Here is an 18,838-nt window from a genome sequence, read left to right on the forward strand (position 1 = left end):
CTGCCGAAGCAATAATTGGCGCTTAGGCGTAGGGTGCGCACCTGTGCGCACGCGGTACGGTTGCGCAGAGTTTGCTTCCGAATGCGAACGGTACGGTTGGTTTGCATCCGCGTGCGCACAGGTGCGCACCCTACGGCTTGCCAGAGGCGGCGGTGCCATCACCGCCCGCACATCGGCGCCGCCAATCTCACCAAAGCATAATCCTTGGTCGCGGCCACCGGTCGCATCCCAGCAGGCAGCGGATGATCGCCGACCACCAGCAGCCATTTGTTATGGGACGGCAGCCGGCACGGATCGACCGGCGCGCCGGGCGGCAGGTCGACCAAAACCGCATCCTTGTCGTCGAGATAGAACTGCACGCGGAACAGCTCTGCCATGTCGCTGCCGACCAGCGTGACCTCCTTGTGCTCGCGCGGCGGCACGTAACGGTGCGCGAATCTGCCGGCATTGTCCGGCCCCCATGACGTAACCAGCTGGCGCACGTAGCGCTGCACGCCGCGGTCGGCGGCCAGGATCGCCAGCGGCAGGGCGGCAAACAGGAACAGCGCGCCAGCATGCCTGCTGCCGCGTGCCCACAGGAACAGCACCAGCAGGTCGAGCCCGAAGATCGCGCGCCAGAACCAGCGGCGCAGGTCGATGCCGGCCAGGTCCGGTCCGTCGGGCGCGCTTGCCAGGTAGTGCGGAAGAAAGACCACGCCGGCCACCAGCAGCGCGGCCACGAACAGGGCAATGGTCCAGGCCAGCAGCGGGCGGCGCGCCGTGTCCGCCTGTCCCAGCTGGGCGGCGCCAACGATGAACAGCAGCGGAAACACGAAATCGTAGTAGCGCATATGCAGGCGGATCACTTCCGTCGCTCCCGCGCCCGCGAGCGAGGCGGTGAAGGCGATGGTCATGCCGGCCGCCGCGACCAGCATCAGCAGCGCGTACACCTGCAGCCAAATCAGCTGCGGCGCGGCCCGTGCGCGCGCTCCTTTGCTCACGACCATCTCCAGCAGCAGCGCCATCGGCAGCGCCAGTACCAGGGCCAGCGCCATGAGGTGGCCCCAAGCATTGACCAGCGCCGGCGGCAGCAACTGGGCCAGCGTGTGGTGTGCTGCTTGCCGCGCGCCGCTGCCATAAAAGCTGCCGAACAACTCAAGCCCGGCGCGGCCGGCAAAGAGAAAACCGAGCCCGAACCTGACCAGCGCCGCCGCGCCAGCGGTCAGCAGCATCGGGACCAGCCCGGTGGCCAGTGACTCGCGATTCGCCGTGACATACAGCACGAACAGGCACAGCGCCGGCAGCAGGAATACCGCATGCACCTTCACCAGGGCCAGCAGGCCGAGCACTGCTCCGGTTGTGAACGCGTATGTAGCCCAGTGCCAGCCCGTACGCGTGAGCGCGACCCAGCTCAGCACGCAAAAGCCGAAGTAGTACATCGACTCGGGCATGAAGAAGGTGGTGTGCAGGTTCAGCGGCGCCAGTAGCGACAGGGCCGTGGCGAACAAGGACAGTCGCGGGCTGATAACCTGGCGCGCGATCAGGTACACGAAAGGGGCGCCGCCGACGAAGAACAGCGCGTTGCCAACCCGCACGCAGTCCAGGAACCGGTCGCCGCAGGCGTTGCTGGCGCTGAACACCCACAGGTACAGGTAGGACGGTACCATCGCGGCCGACACGGGATCGAGCCGCGCCATCTTGCTGTAGTACCACTCGTCGGAAAAGATCGCGGGATTCAGGCCGATGTTGCGCACCAGGAGCGCGCCGAGGGCGACTGCCATCATGGCGGCCAGCACCAGCGCCGAAACACGGGAGCCCGGCATGGCGGCATTACCCTTGCTCATTGTCGCTCCGAGGCCGCGCGCCAGGCCTCCAGCGCTTGCGTCATCTCGCCCCACGTGAAGAATTTGCGCTTTTCGTAGTACAACGGCCCGGCGTGCGGCCGCTGCGCCAGGCGTGCAGGCGACACCGGCTGCAGTGACTGCACGCCGCGCGTGATGTAGTGCAGCAGCACGAACGGGAACAGTCCGATCCACGTGGCGCGCTGCGAGGGGTATGACAGGCACAGGCGCAACAGGCGCAGCCTCTCGCCCCAAGGGATGCGGCGCGCCGTCGCGGATCCGTTTTCCGCCAGCGGCGCAAGCACCCGGAACAGCGGGCCGGGCAGGCCGCTGGCCTGGTACAGCGGATACTGGAAGGTGCGCGCGACGAGGCCCCGCCGCTGCGCCAGCGTGACGGCCAGCGCATGCAGCGCGTCGTGGTCGTGGTGGCCGCCTTCCCACGCCGGCACGTGCAGCGAGTCGATTGGTCCGAAGCGTTCCAGCCAGCGCTGCAGCCAGCGCTCGGCCGCGGGCAGGTGCTGCGCCAGGCGCGCGTCGCCGATACCAAGTATGCCGCCGGCGAAGGCGACCTCGCCGGCATCCACCCCGAGCCGGGCCAGCACCGCCAGCGACTCGGCATTGCGGCGCGCGGCGCCGGCGCGGCCGGTCTGGCCGTCGGTCAGGTAGGCGCACGCCACGCGCTGTCCGCGCCGGCGGCATTCGAGGATGCGCGCATACACCCCGAACTCGTCGTCCTGGTGGGCGAACAGGAACAGCGCGGCGGCGTCAATAGGCATCGAAGTCGAGGAAGGTGAACTGGATGCGCGCCGGATCGAGCTGCGGCGCGTGCGGCGCGAACGAACGGTAGATCAGGTTCAGCGGCGACGGCCGCAAGCGCCTGGGAATGCTCGCGTAATTCCAGTAGCGGCTGGTGGCGTCCGGCGCCAGCCCGATGAACAGGCGCAGCGGCGAGAGCGGCCGCGTGCCGCCTGGCTCCTCCGGCGGCAGGCCGGCCGCCGCCAGTTCGGCATAGGCTGGCAGCCCGGCGTCGCCCGCCGCATGGAACTGGCGCCGCCCGCCGCGCTGGCGCGACGACACCGGATTGTGCGGATTGGCGCAGCGCCAGGCGAGGGCGGCTTCGTCCCAGCTGCGTTCGAACGACAGCTCTTGCGGTGCCAACGCGCGGCTGTGTTGAAGCGGCCCGATACCGATGCGCGCCTCGAGCGGGCGCACCAGCTGGAAGCCCAGCTTGCGCACGAACCCGGGGGTGCTGTTGGCGTTGGCCACGCCGTAGATGCCGTCGAAACCCAGCGCCGCGCCGGCCTCGTAGGTCATCGATGCCAGCTGCACGAACAAACCCTGGCCCCGGTAGTCCGGATGGGTGGCCGTGTTCAGCGACAGCAGCACGCGCGCCTGCCGGCCTTCGACCCACGCGCGCGCCGGGATGCAGACGTAATGGGCGGCCAGGCGCGCGCCATCCCATGCGTCAAAGCCGACCGCGGCGCCGTCCGGATTGGCCACGTACAGCCATGCCAGGTAGCGCAGCGTGAACTTGTCCGTGCCCGGGAAGCAGGCTGCGAACAGGTCGCCGTAGCGGGCAAGAGAGGACGCGTCGAGCTGTACAGGTGCGAGGCGCATCATTTGAAGATCCAGTATTTGCCGAGGACGTAGCCGTTGACCGCCACCAGCGGCAGCGACACAAGCTTGCCGTACAGTGGGTTGCCCAGCAGCGCAACGGTCAGCGCCACGCAGCCCAGGGTGAGCAGGTAGTTCAGGCCAACCCCGCACAGGTAGCGCGCAAAGCCGATTGGCGTGGCCGCCTGCTCGAATGTGACGTGGCTGTGGAAGGCGTAGTTGACCAGCAGGGCTACGGCAAAGCCGGCCGTGGTCGCGCCGGCGTAATGCATGCCGGCCGCGAGCAGGGCCTGCATCAGGCCGACGTCGGCCACGGCGCAAAGCAGGCCGCCGGCCACGAACACCGCGAACTGGCGCCAGTGGGGAAGCACCTTATCCATGCGCATTCCTGAACACCGTCTTTTTGTGCAGCGGCCGGCGCGGCACCGACGCGATGTCGTAGGCGAGGAAAGCCAGGATCAGTTGCACGCCCATGATCACCGGCAGCGCCGCCAGCATCACGGCCCCGGCCGGGGCGGCAACTCCGGTGCGCACCGACTGCAGCCATTGGGTGCCCCCATAGGCCAGGCCGAACGTGACCATCACCATGCCCAGCGGCAGTTCGATCGACGCCAGCGACACGTTGCGCAGGTAGTAGTTGTAGAACACCCGTTTGGCGAAGTTGCGCACATGCTTGGCCGCGAATTCGGTCACGATCTGCGAGACCTTCAGGCTGCTGATTTCGTCGCGGTAGACCGCGTCCATCGGCACGTCGACCACCACCGCGCCCAGGGTGTTCAGGCGAAACAGCATGTCGGTTTCGAAGAAGTAGCGGCGGCTTAGCTTTTCCAGCGGCAAAAAGCGCGCGGCGTCGGCATGGATCGCCGTGTAGCCGTTGGTCGGGTCGAACAGGTCCCAGTAGCCGGACGAGATCTTGGTGAGCAGCGACAGCACCGCGTTGCCGAACAGGCGCAGCGGCGGCATCGCGCGGATATGCTCGAGGTTAAAGAAGCGGTTGCCCTTGGTGTAGTCGGCCTCGCCGGACAGGATCGGCGCGATCAGGCGCGGGATCAGGCTCGGGTCCATCTGGCCGTCGCCGTCGAGCTTGACGATGATGCTGGCCCCGTCCGCCAGCGCGGCGCGGTAGCCGGTGAGCACCGCGCCGCCGACGCCCTGGTTGTGCTGGTGCTTGAGCACGACCACGCGGCTGTCGTTGCAGTGCTTGCGCACCAGTTCGCCCGAGTTTTCGGGACAATCGTCATCGACCACGTAAATGCGGCTGACTTCGCGACCGATGGCGGCGATCACACCGAGCACGTGGCGCGTCACGCGGTAGCTCGGGATCACGGCGGCAATGACGTGTCGGCTCTGCATTGGGACGCCTTCTTCCGAAAGCGCCACCTTACCTCAACCCTTTGCGCGGTTTTTCAGTGCACGCTCAATTGCGCGATATCTGTCGCAAAAAGAATGCAATTTTGCGTTGGTCGGCCTGCTCAGGCGGCGGATTGTGCGGCGCGTCGAATTCCAGGTCCACGGTCACCTTGCCGCTGTCCTGGGTGCCGTTTGGCACCGGCAACGTCGGCGCCCGGTCCAGCTCCTTCCAGCCGAGGTCGACGCCGTCGATGCGCACCCGGGTGCGCTTGTTGTTGCCGTAATAGAGTCCGCGCAGCGTCAGCGAGCCCGGCCGTTGGCCCGCCGCGTACGCCACCGTCAGGCGCGCGGTGGGCGCCTTCGACCAGGCGCCTTCCCAGATGCCGCCGCCATGTTCGACATAGCTCCAGCCTTCGCCCAGCTCCAGCCCGGCCTGGCCGGGAACGAACTCGCGTACGGGTACGCAGCGGATCGGCCCGTTCACGTAGCGCCACTGGCGGTCCAGCTCGACAAACTGGTTGTCGTGCGCCATGGTCTGGCCCGCTTCGCACAAGAGCGTGCCAGCGTTCACGTTGGATTTGTGGTACATGGCCTTGCGCACCGCGCCGTCGACCCGGTAGATGTCGACGCGGTTCTCCTCGAGCGAGGTTTCATCGTTCACCAGCCGCTCTTGGAAGATTTCAGGGTCAGGATTGTAGGCGCCCGGCGCATGCGCCAGCACCCAGTGCGCCAGCGGGCTGAATTGAACCATGGTGTAGCTGCGCTCGAACCGGATCGTGGCCCACTGCGCCACCAGCACCACGGCCACCAGCGCCCATGGCCAGCGCGCTCGCACGCGCAGCCGCCACAGGAACGCGAACAGCAGCGGCATGGCGGCCCAGAACGCGTAGCGCATGAAGCCGGTCGCCCCGGCGTTCCAGTTGTGGATGACCAGCGTGGGCAGCGCCATGATCAGCGTGAACGCGGCCGCGCACAGGGTGAGCGCCGGCGCGCGGCCCGGGCCGCGCCAGCCCCACAGCAGCAGCGCCGCCAGCACGGCGGGCACGCCGACGATCATGCCCTGGTTCAGGTCGAAGAAGAACGAATGCAGGCGGTTTGGGGTGGCAAGCGAGGTCGAGGTGGCGATCTTGCCGATGATGCTCGGTATGCCGAACTCCCACAGGCTAAACAATATCGGCACCGCAAACAGCGCGGCGGTGATGCATGCGCCTGCCAGCTGGCGCGGACCGATCGCGCGTGTCACGTTGGCAAGCGGCGACTCGCCGCGCCGCCATTCCAGGCACAGGCGCATGAGCGGTGCGAACGCGGCAAACGCGCCCACCGACGGGTTTTGCATGGCCGCCAGCCCGGCCAGCAGGCCGCCGGCAAGCGGGGCTCCGGTCAGGTACAGGCACATTGCGGCCAGCAGCCCGGCCGCGCTCACGCATTCGGGACTGCTCCATTCACCATACAGGACGCCGCCGCACAACATGAACAGCAGCAGGCCCACACTGGCGCGCAGCGCCGTGCCAAACAAGCGCAGCAGGGCCAGGCCAAGTACGAAGAGCGATGCCAGGTTGACCGCCAGGTAGCATTTCAGCGGGTCGGCGCGGACCGACTCGAGGATCTTGAACGGCAACGCCGCCAGCGCCGGATAGGCGAAAAAGTGCATCGTATACACCCCGCCGTCGCGCCCGCGGAAGAAGGCTCCCCTGGGCACCTTTTTACCCGCGGCCATTTCTTGTTCGAGCAGCTCGAGCGCCGGCACCAACTGCGGCACCAGGGCCTTGGCCGTGGCGATGTCCTCGGAGCGGATGTCCGGGCTGGCGTGGTGCGCGAGCGCGATCGTGGTCAGCGTGTAGTCCTCGACGTCGCCGGCAAGCTTGGCCGGCCTCAGGGCGAAGATGAGCGCCAGCAGCAGTGCCAGCCCGAGCGCGAAGCGACGCAAGATGTGTGGTTCGACAGGGTCAAAGGAGGTGGTCATTTGGCTCCGTTTTGGATAGCAAGGATTGGGGGCGCCGTGCGCCACGGGCGAAAACGAACAGGCCGAGGCCGGCTAAGCGACGGATCGGCGAGGAACAGGCGGCGCAACGAGCGGGCTGTTCAAAGCGCGGCAGCGGCGACCAGCAGTGCGCACAGGACGAGTACGGCCAGGCTGACCTTGTCCTTGCTGACGTACAGCACCGGGTCTTCGTTGACCTGGCCGCGGAACGACAGCGTCCACAGCCGTCCGAGCCAGAACACCAGGAGCGGCAGGATCCCCAGCAGCAGCTCCGGACTGCGGTACAAGTCCAGCACGTTTTGCGAATTAAAGTACAGCATAAAGACCAGCACCGACACGAACGCGCTGTTCACGCCCATGATGCCGATCGGGGTCTTGTCGGCGGTGGTGTAGCCGCGTCCGCGCGTTTTGTCCTTGCCGTCGCGATGCAGGTTCAAGAGCTCGCTGTGGCGCTTGAGCAGCGCCAGCGACAGGAAGATGAAAAACGAGAACGCGAGCAGCCAGAACGACGGTGCGACCGCGGTCGCCGCGCTGCCGCCCAGCACGCGCAGGCTGTACAGGATCGCCAGCGTGACGATGTCGACCATCAGCAGCCGCTTCAGGTAGACCGAGTAGGCCAGCGTGCTGGCGAAATACACGACCACCACCATCAGCAGCATCGGGTTGGTCCACGCGCACAGCGCGATCGCCGCCAATGCCAGCACCGGGCTGGCCGGTAGCGCCAGCGCGAGCGGCAGCGCGCCGCTGGCGATCGGGCGCTTGTGCTTGGTCGGATGCGCGCGGTCGTCCTGGGCGTCCAGCGCGTCATTGAGCAGGTAGGCGCTGGACGCGCACAGCGAAAAGGCGACGAACGCGATCAAGGAGTCGAGCAGCAGGTTCGGACGCAACGCATGCGCGGCCAGCATCGGCACGAACACCAGGGTGTTCTTCAGCCACTGGCGTGGGCGCATCGCCTTGAGCAGCGCCCGCGCTACCGGCATGCGCGGGCTGCCCGCCTGCGTGGTGCTGCGCCGGTCGGCCAGCGTGAAGCGCCGCGCGCTGACCGAATACGCGGTGCGGCTGGCCTGCCAGACCGCGAGGTCGGCGCGCGAGTTGCCGACGTAGTCGAAGCCCTTGTCGCCGTACCGTTCGACCAGCGCGCGTGCCTTGTTGTGGGAGGTCAGGTTCACGCCGTCGCCGGTGGCCAGCACGCTGTCGAACAGGCCCAGGTGGCGCGCCACCGCGTCGGCCAGGCGGCGCGGCGTGCCGGTGGCGAGCACCACCACGCGGCCTTGCGAGCGTTCTTCCTCGATCATGGCCAGCAGCCTTCGGTCGTAGGGCAGCGCGGCCGGATCGAGCTCGATCGCCGCGGCGATGCGCTCCTTGAATGCGGCCTTCCCTTCGAGTAGCCATAGCGGCAGCAGCCACAGTCGCAGGAACTGCGTCTTCAGGAACAGGACCAGCGCCTCCCACAGCAAATCTGAATAGATCAGCGTGCCGTCAAGGTCGATCACCAGCGGCGGGTCATCCGCTGCCAATGCCGCGCGCTGGCGCGGCGCCTCCTGGTGGAGTTGTTGTTTTTTTTGTTTAAGCATTTAGTTCATTCTTTTGTAGCGCTGCCCGGCAACACCTGGTACCACTGGCCGCGCACGATGGCATCGAGCACCTGCTGCGCGCTCTGGTCCCAGGTCAGCCAGGGCATGCCGGTCGAAGTCGGCGCGTCTCCTGTGGTCGAAAGCGCTAGCCAAGATTGTACTGCATTGGCCAGATCGGCCGGCACCAGGCCGCTGAAGTAGTAGGCGTGCTCGCCCGCGACCTCGCGGAACACCGGCAGGTCGCGCGCGATAATCGGGATGTCGTGCTGCGCCGCCTCGATCAGCGGCAGGCCGAAGCCCTCGCCCTCGGATGGCTGGAGCAGCGCCGCCGAGCCGGCGTAAAGCTTGAGCAGCATCTCGTCCGAGATGCCGTTCAGCCAGAACAGGCGCTTTTCCTTTTGCGGGTGGGCGGCGATGCGCTCGGCCAGCTTTTCGACCATCCATCCGTGCTTGCCGACGATGACCAGGTTGACGTCCACGCCGCGTTCCCACAGCAGGTCGAACGCGGCCAGCGCCTGGGTGTGTCCCTTGCGCGGTTCGACGGTGCCGACCATCAGGAAGCTCGGGCGCGCGGCGAGGGCGGACAGCACCACGCCCGCGCCCGGCGGCAGGCCCATGGACGGCGCGCTGGCGTCGATGTCGGCGCCCAGGTGGAAGTAGCCGATCGACAGCGGCGCGCGGCGCGTGAGATGCTGGCGGCCGATCCAGCCGATCAATTCGTCGGCGACCGCGCGCGAGATGCACAGCACGCCATCGGACACCGCGTGCACGGTGCGCAGGAACTCGCCGAAGTACTGTTCGGTCCCGAACGGGAACACGTCCGGGCGCAGCATCGGCAGCAGGTCGAACACCACGAAGTAGATTTCGACGCCGGACGCGCGCATCGACTGGAGCAGTTCCTGGTTCTGGCTGGTGCCGTTGGTGAACAGGTCCAGCCCGAAGAACACGTCGCCGGGACGCAAGTCGACCGGCGCGTCTTCCAGCACCAGGTCGGGTTCGCCCGCCAGCGCCAGGCCCCACTGGCGCGCATACTGGTAGCTGCGTCCGCCACCGTGGGAGAACACCGGCTCGATCCGGTAGCCCGGCGGCGGATCGGCGATCAGGGCCAGCAGCACGCTGCGCACCACGCGCTGGATGCCGGTCTTCAGGTCCGACTGCACCATCGCCGACACGTCCACCAATAGCTGGCGCGGCGCCAGCGGCGCGCGGTTGAAGGCGATCGCCGCGGCCAGCTGCGGCAGCTCGTTCGCGGCGCAGGCCGGCGCCACCGCCTGCACCAGCTGCCGGTAGCGCGCGTGGCGGCCGTGGTGGGTGAAATGCTCGATCGCGTCGCGGTAGAGCAGCCCGACGCGCTCCGGCGCGTGCTCGGCCTGCATGTGCGCCAGCGCGCGCTGTGATAACTGCGCGCGCAGCTCGGCATCCCCGTGCAGGCGCGCCAGCGCCCCGGCCAGGTCATCGAGGCTGAACGCGTCCGGCAATTTCACCAGCAGCTCGCCTGGCAGCGACGCGGTCGAGCCGTGCGCGTTGACGATGGTCGGCGCCCCGTACAGCAGGCAGTCGAGCACCGCGGCCGAGGTCTCGCCGCGGGTGGCGGTGCGCAGCTGCACCGCGCAGTCGCAGGCGGCGAGGTAGTCGGCGTATTCGGCGGCATCGACAAAGCCGGTGATGCGGATGCGCGCAGAGGCCACGCTGCGGCCGATCTTGTGCACCAGGTTACCGCCGTACAGGCCCGGTTCGTTGGCGCCGACGAACACCAGCTTGCAGTGCGGATCAAGGGCCAGCGGCGAGGCGAGGAAGGCATCCAGCAGTTCCTCGTTCAGCTTGGTGCGGCCGAGCATGCCGAAGCTGCAGACCAGGTAGTCGTCCGCCTCGAGCCCCAGCCGCGCGCGTGCCGCGGCTCTCGCCTCGTGCGCGAGGCTCGCCTGCGGCCGGCCGCGCAGCAGCGGGATGATGCGCCAGTCGGCCGCTGCGCGCTTGCCGTACCAGTCGTGCGCCAGCTCACGGGAAAACTCCGAGTGCACGATCACCCCGGCCGCGTGGTCCAGCACGCCCTTGTTGAGCGGGTACTTCCAGATCGCCGGCACGCGGCCGCTCTTGCGGTGGTCCGACAGGCCGGTATAGCCGTGCGATTCATACAGCGCGCGCAGGAATGCCTGCGGCAGGTAGCCTTCGCGTTCCAGGTTGTCCAGCACGCCGGAAAAGAAGAAGTCGTGCAGCACCACGATGCCCGGCGCCTGCCGGATCAGTTCGAACATGTGCTGGTGCGCGTGCGAATTGCCGAAGTGGTAGAGCACGCGCTCGTATTTGTGCGCGTGCTCGCGGAACCAGTCGACCTGGCGCTGCGGGAAGGCGTCGAGGCGCGTGTCCTCCACGCGTTCCTGAGCCACCACCAGCTCGACGTCGTAGTATTTGGCCAGTTCCGGCAGCAGCTGCGCGCTGTAGTCCGCGATTCCGGATTTTTCAGGCGGCAGCGGCGAGATGCAGGCCAGCTTGTGCCGTTTTTCGAGTAGCGACTTGGGGCGGCGCCCGGCGGCGGCCGCAGCGATCTGGCGCCACAGGTCCTGCCGGTCGAAGTTCGCGGGATCGGCGATCACGGTGGGCAGGTGCCGCATGTGCGGGGCCTTGCGGGGCGTGCCCGGCTGCCCGGGCTCCAGCACCACGTCCGGTTCCATGCATGCCAGCGCGTTCTCGCGCACCAGGTCGGCAGCTTTGCCGGCGCGCGGCGTAGCCAAGGGACGGATGCGTTCCGGCGGCAGCACGCCGGCGAACGCGATGCGCAGCGTCTCGATCGCCCGCGGCGCGTGCAGCGGCGCGGCGATCCACACTTCGTGCGGGTCGGCCGAGTTGACCATGTCGCGCGCCAGCGCCAAAGCCGGCGGCGGGACTTCGCCCCTCAAATCCTGGAAGTCGATAAGGATACGCATGTGTGCCTAGCTGCCTGTGTGGTTGCCGCGCGCGCGCTGCAGGTCGGCCAGCACGGCGCGCACCGAGGGCGGCAGGTGGCGCAGCGCTTCCGGCACCTCGGCCGCGCGGCGCACGGCGGCTGACACGGCTTGGTCCGTGGGGTAGGGCGACGCCTGCTTGATCGCCTGCAGCCGCGCCGACACGACCCGGCCCAGCACCGGATGGCGCACCAGGAGCGGGATGATCAGGCGGCGCAGGCGCTCGTTGCTGGTCGCGCCGATGACGATGCGCCGCGCCAGGCCAGGGCGGCGCAGCGCGCGCACCCGTGCGGCGGCCGTGCGCAGCGGCCGCGTCACTTTCCACGACCTGCTGGCGCGCAGCGCGATCAGCTCCTGTTCGACCGCGCGTGCCCATTCGGCGGTGCGCTGGGCATTGGCGTCGGCTTTGGCGGCGGCGGCGTTGGCCTGCTCCGCTGCGCCGGCCGAGATGGCGGTATCGGCCGCGGCCTGGGCTTTGGCTGCTTCGATGGCGGCCGCGGCCTCAACCCTGGTCTGGAAGGCGGCGTCCTGCGCCTCCTGGCGCTGCTGCTCGGCCAGCCCGGCCCGCTCGAGCGCGTCGTGCGCCTCCGTCGCCCACACCACCGCGTGCGCCTCCGATTCGCGCAGCTTCCGGGCTACCTTCCTGGTGTCTTCCCAGGCGCGCGCGAGGTGCGCCGTGACGAATTCGTCGAACACGTTCGGCTGCAGCTGCAGCGCCGGCAGCAGCTCCAGGTGCTCCTGCGCCACGTAGTAGCGGTTCAGGCCGTCGAACCAGGCGAAGTGGTAGCCCGGGCCGGTCACCAGGTGCTCCCAGGTCTCGTGGTTGGTCACGCGGCTGTTGGGCAGGGTGGCCTCGATCACCAGCACCCACGGGCGCCAGCGCGCAAAGTCCATGCCGCGCAGGACCTCGCCCTCGAACCCTTCGACGTCGATCTTCAGGAAGTGGACCTCGCCCTTCACTTCTTCCAGGCACACGCTCGACACCGGGCGCACCTGGACCGTCAGCTCGGTCACCTGGAAACCGTGCGCGCGGTGCGCCGCAGCCACGCCGGGGTCGGGCGAGGCCCAGCCGCGCACCGCCGGCACGTCGTACAGGGTCAGGAAGTCTTCCTTGGCGCCGGCCGCGATCGGCAGGTTGATGTCGTTCGGGCGCTGCTTGAGGAACGCCTCGTAAAAGTGCGGCAGCGGCTCGATATTGATGCCGGTCCAGCCGCGATCGTAGAACGCCTTGGTCACCGAGTGCTCGACCGGGTCGTTGGCGCCCACGTCGATATAAAACCCGTTCTTGACGTGCCCGAGCGCGCGCCACAGCAGCACGTCCTCGAAATTCTGGGCGTAGGAGACGAATGAATTCATGTGCGCTCTATGTCGATGGCGGGATCGAGCCAGGCCGAACCTTCGAAATGGGGGCGGCGCATGTTCATCACGGTGAACACCAGCGCCAGGTCGCGCCATTCGTAATTGTTCACCAGGTGGGTTTCGGTGCTCACGATGGCGGTGGCCACCGAATAGGTGCCGGGCCCCAGGTTCATCGGGAACGTGAAACGGAACAGCGCCTCTTCGCCCGCCGCCACGTTCTCGAGCGGCAGCTCCTTCAGGTGGGTGTTGGTGCCGTACATCGGCTGGCCGAGCCGGTCCTTGATCATGTAGCCCAGCACCAGGCGCGGGATGGCGGCCTTCGCCAGCACCCGCACCTGCAGCGTGACCGGCGCGCCGACGTCCACCACCTCGACCGGCTGGCCCGTTTCGTCCAGCAGCACGATGTCGGCCACGGTGGCTTCGCCGGTGCCGGAGGTCGTCTGCACCTTGCCATCCGGGGTTTCGGCCAGCCGCACGGTCTGGCGCCCGGTCTCGTTCTCGCGCTCGGCGATCAGCGCGTTGTAGAAGTCCATGATCTCCTCGGGCCGGCCTTCCTTGAGCAGGCTGCCGCCATCGAGCAGGAGCGCGCGGTCGCACACCGACTGGATCGCCTGCTTGTCGTGCGAGACCAGCAGCAGCGTGGTGCCCTGTTCGCGGAACTGGCGGATGCGCTCGAAGCTCTTGTGCTGGAAATAGGTGTCGCCGACCGACAGCGCCTCGTCCACGATCAGGATGTCGGGGCGGCGCGCGATCGCGACCGAGAACGCCACGCGCATCTGCATCCCGCTCGAATACACGCGCACCGGCTGGTCCATGTATTCGCCGATGTCCGCGAAGTCTTCGATCCGGGGCATCAGCTCCTGGATTTCCTCCACCGCCAGGCCCAGCAGCTGGCCGGCCATCACCACATTCTGGCGTCCGGTGAAATCGGGGTGAAAGCCCATGCCCAGTTCGAGCAGCGCCGCCACCCGGCCCTGCATCCACACGCTGCCGGTGGTCGGCCGGGTGGTGCCGGTGATGAGCTTGAGCAGGGTGCTCTTGCCGGCGCCGTTCATGCCGATCACGCCCACCGCCTCGCCCGGCGCCACGGTAAAGCTGATATCGCGCAGTACCCATTTGAGCCCATGGCGCGGGCCGCCGGGCAGCACCCACTCGCCCAGGCGCGCCCAGCGCGTCGGGTACTGCTTGTAGGCCTTGCCAAGCCCGGTGACGATTATGCTGCCGGGCTCATCCGCGATGGCGGCGCGGCGCCTGGCAAGGCTGGCGCAGGCGTCGGCATGCATGAACCCGGGACTGGCCTTGGAAGTGGTGTTCGCGCTTTCGCCCATGTTCGCTCCTTGCAGAAGTGACTGAGCGATTTTTGCGGAGATTGCACGGGTCGTCTTGGGCGGGCTCAAAAGCGAGCGGCTCGACCGCGCAATCTGACCCCTGGAACATCAACAGCATGTCCGGGTGACATCAGACTGCGGGCTTGTTTAACCTGGCGCGAACGTCACCGTGCCTGCTCAGCCGTCGCGGCGGCCGCGCGCAACTCCACCTGCTTCAGGAAGAACGCCAGCGTGCGCGGGTCGCCGTTCCCGGGCAGATGGGGGGCTTCGTGCTCCAGTATCACCTCCAGCATGGCAGCCTGGCCCGTGCCGGCCGGTAACGCCAGCGGGCCTTCCTGGTCGAGCTGGTGCATGCCCAGGTCCTGGCCGTTGACGATCACCCGCGTGCGGCGGTTCCCCTCCAGGTAATGCCCGAACATGGCGAGGGTGTGCGGATTGATGCCCTCCGTGGCAAGCACGAGGCGCGAGCGCGCCCCGTCCGACCATACGCCGCCCCAGGTGCCGGGGTCGTGCTCCACCTCATGCCAGCCGGACGCGAGGCGGATGCCGGCCCCGGTCTTGAACTGGTCGACCATGAAGCTGCGGCGCGGCGTGCCGTCGCTGATGCAGCGCGGCGGCCCGTCGATGTAGCGCCAGCCGCGCGTGCTGTCGACGTAGCGGTTGTCGGGGGCAAGCACGCGGTCGCTGCCGCACAGCAGCTCGCTGGCGCGCGGATTGGCCACGTTGACGAGCGTCTTGACCGGGCGGCCGTCGACGGCGTACACGTAGAGCCGGTCGGGCTGGATGGAAGAGTCGACATGGCCGTTACGCTCGGCGAAGATCTCGGGCTCGGGATGGTACAGGCCGGGCGCGCGCGCGAGCAGCATGCGCGCGGCCGGACTGAATTCCACGTAACTGTAGCGTTGCGCATGGTCCATCGCCGCCGCCTGCACAACGGCGAGCGGGAGCACCAGCGCGGCCGGCCAGCGCGCTCGCCCGGACAGGCGCACCAGCAGCGCGAACACGAGCGGCATCGCGGCCCAGAAGCCGTAGCGCATCACGCCGGCGGCATCCGAGTTCCAGTTCAGGACCGCGAGCGTGGGCACGGCCAGCGCCAGCGTAAACAGCACGCACGCGGCGAGCACCAGCGCGTTGCTGCGCGCCTCGTGGCCGCGGCCCCAGCCCCAGGCCAGCAGCGCCACCGCCACGGCCGGGACCGCGAGGATCATGCCCTGGTTGAGGTCGAAATAGAACGAGACCAGGCGCACCAATCCCATCAGCGTGGGGTCGGAGTACAGCTTGGCGATAATGTTGGGCACGCCCCACTGGTACAGGCTGAACAGCATCGGCAGCGCGAACACGGCCGCGCCCAGCGCCAGGCCGGCCACGTTGCGCCGCGTGAGCACGGCGCGCACGCTGTCTGCAAGCGAGGTCCCGGCGCTGTAGTGCCTGAGCACCAGCAGCAGCGGCGCGAAGCCGAAGAAGACCGCGATGGTGGGGTTTTGCTGTGCCGCGATCCCGGCCGCCAGCGCGCCCCAGGCCGGGGCGCCGCTCCAGAACAGCAGCAGGCCGGAGAGCAGGCCGGCGGCGCTCATGCACTCCGGGCTGGCCCAGTTGACGTAGGCCGTGCCCCCGCACAGCATGAACAAGGCCACGCCGGCCAGCGCCTTGAGGTCGGAACCGAAGAAGCGCCGCAGCGCCAGTCCCAGCACGAACACGGCGGCCAGGTTCACGAGCTGGAACGCGCGGAACGGCGAACGGTGCAGCGTCTCCAGCACCTTGTACGGGATCGTCGCCAGCGCCGAGTAGCCGAAGAAGTGGACCGAATAGACCTTGCCCTCGCGTCCGCGCACGAACGCGGGATACACCTTTTGGCGGCCGGCCTGCATGTCCGCAGCCAGCGCGTCGTACGCGACTGCAAGGGTCGGCACCAGTTCCCTGGCGCGCGCGATGTCCGGCAGGCGGATGTCGGCGCTGCCGTGGGTGGCCAGCGCCACCGTGTCGAGCGTATATTCCACCACGTCGCCGTTGTAGCCCGTCGGCTGGCCGATCATCGAGAGCGGCAGCAGCAGGGCCAGGACGAGGCGAAAACGCCATGCAGCAAATCTTGCAATCATCGTCTTCCTTTCTTGTTGTTCGATGCAAGGCATCAGTGCACGGCCAGGTCCTCGCGCGGTACCCGGGCGCACACCGACTGGATGGCCTGCCTGTCGCCGGTTGCGGCGACTGGCCGGTCATTGCAACTACAGGGAAACCACGCCGGGCGCCGCAACCGGCGGCGTCAGGGGTGGCTTTTCGCCAGGCCGTGCTGTGGCTGGTGCGGCCAGCCGGCGGCCCGGATCGAGGACGGCCAGCAGCTGTTCGGCGTTGTCGCGCCAGCTCTGGCACCTCATCCCCGATGAGGCCGGATGCGCACCGAGCGCGTACAGGGCCAGCCAGGCCCGCACGGCGCCGGCCAGCGCGTCCGGATCCGCGCCGCTGAAGTAGAAAGCGTGGTCCCCCGCAACCTCGCGGAACACCGGAATATCGCGCGCGATGACCGCCAGCCGGTGATGCCCGGCCTCGATCAGCGGCAGCCCGAAACCCTCGCCTTCGCTGCTCGCCAGCAGGCAGTCGCAGGCCGTGTAGACCTGCTGCAGGTAGGCGTCGTCGATCCCCTGCAGCCAGAACAGGCGCTTGCCCAGTTCGGGATGCCGCTGCAGGCGCTCGATGATCTGCGGGATGGTGCGCCGGTCGCCGGCGGGCAGCGGCTTCCAGCCTTCGTTGCCGACAATGACGAGGTTTACGTCTTCGCCCTCGCTCCACAATTTTTCGAATGCCGCCAGGGTCTGCAAATGCCCCTTGCGCGGCTCGATCGTGCCGACCATCAGGAAGCTGGGCGCCGCGGCCAGTCGCGCCAGCACCGGTTCGGCCTCGGGCGGCACGGCCGGCGCGCTCTGCAAGGCGGCGCCGATGTCGGCGCCATGGTGCACCACATGCACCGACGGACAATTGGCGTCCGGCGCCGTATGCCCGGCCATCCAGCCGAGCATCTCCTGCGCCACCGCTTGCGAAATACAGATCAGGCGGTCAGCCTGTTGCGTGATGCACTCGAGCCAGGATGCGTGCACATGCTCGGCGCCCGGCGGGAAGAATTCGGGCCGCAACACGGGCAGCAGGTCGTGGATCAGGAAATTGACCGACACGCCGCGCGCGCGCCAGTCGGCGTAGATGCCGGCGCGCGCCGCTTCGATGGTCGGGCCGGGAGCGTAGTCCGGCGCGTAGAACAGGTCGCCGGGATTGATGTCGAGCGCTTCGTCCTGCGCGACCACCGGGGCGATGCCCAGCAGTTTGCACGCATAGTGATGGGCGTAGCGGTAGTGCCAGCGCCCGCCCTGCATGGAGAGGTACACCGGCTCGACCCGGCACAGCGGCGCCGGATGGCGCAGCAGCTCCAGGAGCTGCATGCGCACCACGCGCTCGATGCCGGTGCCCAGGTCATGGCGCACGATATTCGTCACGTCGACCAGCAACTGGCGCGGTTGCGGATAGCGTTGCGGCGCCGACCCAAGGCAGTTCGCCGCCTGCTGCAGCGCGTGCTCCTCGTCCGGCAGGTCGGCCGCGACCGCACGCACCAGCGCCGGCATGCTGGCGGGCGCCGCGTTCCACACGGCGTCGAGCACCTGCGCATAGCGCTGCGCGCTGTGTTCGGGGCGATGGCCGTGGTCGATCACGGCGGCCGCGCGCGCGCCCAGGCCGGTGCGGCGGGTGGCGTCGCGGCGCAGCACTTCGAGCGCCTGCACCAGGTCAAAGGTGGCGAAATCGTCGCGCAGCTTCCATACCGCGTCACCGGGCAGCGCCGCCATCGAGCCGTTGGCGTTGGCGATGGTGGCAAGGCCGTAGTTCATGCAGTCGAGCACCGCGGCCGAGGTTTCGCCGCGCGAGACACTGCGCAGCTGGACCCCGACGTCGGCCGCCTGCAGGTACTGGTGGTAGACCTCGTCGTCGGCCCAGCCGGAAATCCTGATGCGTTGCTGCACGCCGGCGCCGGCGATCGCGTCCAGCAGCTCATTGCCGTAGGTGCCGCCGTGGTTGGCGCCGACGTACACCAGTTCGCATTGGGGATCGTCGCGCAGCGCGCTGGCCAGCCACGCTTCGAGCAGGCGGTGACTGAGCTTGCTCGCATCGACGAAGCCGAAGGTGCAGACCACGAACGCATCGGGCGCGATCCCGAGCGCCTTGCGCGCCTGTTCGCGATCGCGCCTCGTGGGAACGGCGCGCGGCAGCGGGACCAGGTGCCAGTCGCGGTCCGCGCCCGGCCCGTACCATTGGAGCGCGAGGCTGCGCGCGTGGTCAGAATGCACGATCACCGCGCTGGCCGCCTGCAGCACATCCAGGTTGCACGGGTAGGCCAGCTTGGCCTGTTCGGCGCCGCTTGGTGCCAGCGCGGCCTGCAGCGCGGCATAGCCGTGCGAGCGGTACAACGCGTCGGTCCACGCGCTTGGCATGGCGCCGGTCATCTGTTCGTAGGCCAGCACGCTGCTCAGGTAAAAATCGTGCAGGACCACCACGCCCGGATGCTGCTGGAGCAGATCGAACATGTGGCTGTGGTAGGGGCTGTTGCCGAACTGGTAGAGCACCTGGTCGTAGCTGTCGGCGTGCGCGGCAAACCAGGCCACGTCGCGCTGCGCCAGGGCGCAGAGTGCGGCAGGCAGCTGCACCCTGTCCTGGTGGACCACCAGCTCGATATCGAAATACTCCATCAGCGCGGGCAGGCATTGGACCGCGTAGTCGGCGATGCCGGTGCGCTCCGGCGGCAGCGGCGAGACGAAGGCCAGGCGGCGTTTGCGGCGTGGCGGCGCGCTCGGCCACGTCAAGAACGGGTTTTATATCGACGTGGGCGCCAACGACC

At 68.3% G+C, this 18,838-nt stretch carries 12 protein-coding genes; all 12 read right to left on the reverse strand.

Going from position 1 to position 18,838, the window contains the following annotated elements:
- Positions 1-158 precede the first annotated feature (158 nt).
- On the reverse strand, positions 159-1,823 hold the full coding sequence (locus E4O92_RS17085; RefSeq protein WP_135190864.1) for a glycosyltransferase family protein: 1,665 nt from the start codon (positions 1,821-1,823) through the stop codon (positions 159-161).
- Complete coding sequence (locus E4O92_RS17090; RefSeq protein ID WP_135190865.1) at positions 1,820-2,596, reverse strand: PIG-L deacetylase family protein; 777 nt, start codon at positions 2,594-2,596, stop codon at positions 1,820-1,822. Before E4O92_RS17090 ends, E4O92_RS17085 begins: the two co-directional genes overlap by 4 nt.
- The gene (locus E4O92_RS17095; RefSeq protein ID WP_135190866.1) at positions 2,586-3,440 is read right to left on the reverse strand and encodes a GNAT family N-acetyltransferase; all 855 of its coding nucleotides are present in this window, start codon (positions 3,438-3,440) and stop codon (positions 2,586-2,588) included. Before E4O92_RS17095 ends, E4O92_RS17090 begins: the two co-directional genes overlap by 11 nt.
- A complete protein-coding gene (locus E4O92_RS17100; RefSeq protein WP_135190867.1) occupies positions 3,437-3,814 on the reverse strand; it encodes a GtrA family protein in 378 nt (125 codons plus the stop codon). Before E4O92_RS17100 ends, E4O92_RS17095 begins: the two co-directional genes overlap by 4 nt.
- Positions 3,807-4,787, reverse strand: coding sequence for a glycosyltransferase family 2 protein (locus E4O92_RS17105; RefSeq protein ID WP_135190868.1), 981 nt, complete (start codon positions 4,785-4,787; stop codon positions 3,807-3,809). Before E4O92_RS17105 ends, E4O92_RS17100 begins: the two co-directional genes overlap by 8 nt.
- 64 nt (positions 4,788-4,851) lie before the next feature.
- Entirely contained in the window at positions 4,852-6,747 is a 1,896-nt protein-coding gene (locus E4O92_RS17110; protein WP_135190869.1) for a hypothetical protein, read from the reverse strand.
- Between the two features lie 119 nt (positions 6,748-6,866).
- Complete coding sequence (locus E4O92_RS17115; protein WP_135190870.1) at positions 6,867-8,339, reverse strand: UbiA family prenyltransferase; 1,473 nt, start codon at positions 8,337-8,339, stop codon at positions 6,867-6,869.
- Between the two features lie 5 nt (positions 8,340-8,344).
- A complete protein-coding gene (locus E4O92_RS17120; RefSeq protein ID WP_135190871.1) occupies positions 8,345-11,263 on the reverse strand; it encodes a glycosyltransferase in 2,919 nt (972 codons plus the stop codon).
- Positions 11,264-11,269: 6 nt separating this feature from the next.
- Entirely contained in the window at positions 11,270-12,637 is a 1,368-nt protein-coding gene (locus E4O92_RS17125; protein WP_135190872.1) for an FkbM family methyltransferase, read from the reverse strand.
- On the reverse strand, positions 12,634-13,923 hold the full coding sequence (locus E4O92_RS17130) for an ABC transporter ATP-binding protein (protein ID WP_135190875.1): 1,290 nt from the start codon (positions 13,921-13,923) through the stop codon (positions 12,634-12,636). Before E4O92_RS17130 ends, E4O92_RS17125 begins: the two co-directional genes overlap by 4 nt.
- A 209-nt stretch (positions 13,924-14,132) precedes the next feature.
- Positions 14,133-16,064 (reverse strand): hypothetical protein, encoded by a 1,932-nt coding sequence (locus E4O92_RS17135; protein ID WP_135190873.1) that lies wholly within the window; start codon positions 16,062-16,064, stop codon positions 14,133-14,135.
- 126 nt (positions 16,065-16,190) lie between these two features.
- A complete protein-coding gene (locus E4O92_RS17140) occupies positions 16,191-18,803 on the reverse strand; it encodes a glycosyltransferase (RefSeq protein WP_135190874.1) in 2,613 nt (870 codons plus the stop codon).
- Positions 18,804-18,838: the final 35 nt, after the last annotated feature.

This window comes from Massilia horti (assembly GCF_004614195.1).
GTDB lineage: Bacteria > Pseudomonadota > Gammaproteobacteria > Burkholderiales > Burkholderiaceae_D > Telluria > Telluria horti.